This is a genomic window from uncultured Cetobacterium sp., assembly GCF_947039425.1.
GTDB lineage: Bacteria > Fusobacteriota > Fusobacteriia > Fusobacteriales > Fusobacteriaceae > Cetobacterium_A.
In genome coordinates this window covers 1-2538 of sequence record NZ_CAMQYW010000293.1, presented here as the reverse complement: position 1 = coordinate 2538, position 2538 = coordinate 1, and the positions used below count along the sequence as shown (strand labels likewise).

The window sequence follows — 2538 nt, the reverse complement described above, 5'->3', positions numbered from 1 at the left end:
TAAAACAGGATCTTCAATGTGTGAGATAAGAAAAAACTCTGAAAGTGAAGAAGATATAAGTTTAGTATTCAAAAAACTTTTACCAAATATATATAAATTGGAATTAAGTGGAATAGACTATGCTGGAAATATTTCTCCAAGTTTTGAGAAAGTTATAGAACTGAGAGATATAACAGCAATCAAACCGTTATTTACATCACCTAAAAAACTCAATACAAATAATTCAACTTTATTATTCCAATGGCATTTAGAAGCAGACAATATAGAGAAGTGGGAGTATCAATTAACTACTCCATACAACAAGAGTGTTGTGGATTTAACTAATCCAAGCAAATGGAAAGAGATTGAGAAATCGTCATTCACACTAAATAATATACCTAAAACAATAGCTGGTAATAATGCAGATGGAGATTATACCTTGTATGTTAGAGCTATATTCAAAGATGTGGTTGAACAAGCTGGAACAAATGTTATTTTAAATAAAAAATCAGATATTGCTTCTATAACAGTAACTTTAGATAGAACAATACCACAAGGAATAGTATTTACTAATAAAAAATATACTAATGATAATTCAGTACTTAATTGGAAGTGGGAATATACAGGAAATGGAGATTCAGCAGCAGGAGTTTATTATTCATTCAATCCTAATTTACCAATAGGGGAATGGATTAAAATTTCCTCAGCTAAAGAGTATTCATCATTTGAAGAAAGAAAAGATGGGATATACACTGTTTATATGAAAACGTTTGATGTATCAGGAAATATTAGAAATGAAATATATTCTAATTCAATCATTTTGGACAGAGAACCTCCGTTCAAACCAATTGTAGCTGGGGGTACAAATATATTCACTAATGTTATCCCTACAATCTCTTGGGAGAATGATATAAACTACTTTAAGTATTCTTGGTTAATTATGTCAGAGGAAGACTTCAAAAAGCTAGATACTCTTTACAAGGAGCTTGGAGAAGTAGAAAATTATATTTTAACAGCAGATGATTGGAAATGTGTTTTCAGTACTCAAGGCTTTGATAAAAGTAAAGTAAATGAAAAAGTTTTAAAATTATCTGAAGAAATCCAGTTTAAAAAGAATGAATCTTTAGATGAAAATTCAATAACTCTTAATAAAACTATTAAGAAGAATGGAATTTCTAATGATGGGAATTATGTATTTGTATTAACTGGTTTTGACCAGAACGGTAACTGGGCAGAAGAATATGAATATCAATTTATTACATATGATACTGAAGCACCTGATGTTACTAAAATGAGATTTACAAGACCTTTATATACTATAACTGAAAACAGAAGACCAGAGTGGATTTGGGAAGTTCCAAATGATGTGGTTAGATGTGAATATAGTTTAGAGAAAAATGGATATGCTGATGGTAGTACATTTGGTAAAATTGAAAATAAAGTTGAAACAGACACAGCTGAGTTTAAATTTAAACCTCAATTTAACTTAACATCTGGAAACTACAAACTTGTTGTTAATTGTTATGATTCATCAGGCAATCATGTTCAAATCAATAAAAGTATAACTATAGAAACTGAAAGTTCATCTTTAGAGTCTACATTTGAAGATATAATGCTTGAAGGCCAATCAAACAGAATTAGAATAAAAAGAAATAAATATTCTAATAGTTATGTAATTATAGACATAGATATTGATAAGAACTCTATATTAAGTTATAAAGAGAGTGAAAAAGAAGGCTATAATATATATGAGCTTGGTAAAACAGAGCTTAGATTGGACAAAGAATATGAGTTTAATATAATTTCATATATAATACAATAAAAACTGGCAGGGTTGACATCCTGCCTTTTATAAAGGAGTACGAATGTTAAATTACAGTTTATTTAAAAACAAGATTCCTGAGATAATTGTAAATATTCCAGGGGAAATTATATGTGATAATAAGCAATCGCTAAACTTTAATCTTGAAATTGATTATAATAAGTTTGATGCATTGAAAATAGAAAAAATAACAAAAGAACTAAAAGAGGAATTTAAAGAAAAGACATCAACATCAACGATAATTGATGGTAAAAAATTTGATGGGACATATGTTCCTATAATAAATAATAATAAAAAAGAATATTATAAAATAAGAACAGAAAATTCTTTAAAAAATTTTAAGTTTATAAAGATAAAAGTTGAAATTTTATCTAAAGAAAAATTACTACACACTATAGAAACAAGTCATAGTAAAAGTTTAAGAAATATTAGACTAGATGATGGAGATTATAACTTTAAATTTTATATATATAACACAGATAGTGAATTGATAAAAACTTCCGACACGCGTGTCTTGTTAAAAACAAATAGTTATTCTTTGAAAAATAATGTTAGTGGAAATAATGAAATAGTATTTGATAAAAACGAGGGAGACTTCAGAATAAAAATAGCTCCTAAATCTAATAGATATTATACTTTTGAAGTAACTGATATAATCAGCATCAATGATAATATCTTTGAAGTTAAAATTTGGGAAAAAAATTTTTAAAAAAAAAAAAAAAAATTAAAAAAAAAAA

The 2538-nt window shown here is 26.8% G+C and carries 2 protein-coding genes; both read left to right on the top strand.

From position 1 onward, the window contains the following. Positions 1-1801: hypothetical protein (locus Q0V09_RS10700; protein ID WP_297489457.1), on the top strand; the 1801-nt coding region annotated here is incomplete at its 5' end. Between the two features lie 43 nt (positions 1802-1844). After that, positions 1845-2510: a hypothetical protein gene (locus tag Q0V09_RS10695; protein WP_297489454.1), complete on the top strand. Its 666-nt coding sequence runs from the start codon at positions 1845-1847 to the stop codon at positions 2508-2510. Positions 2511-2538 lie beyond the last annotated feature (28 nt).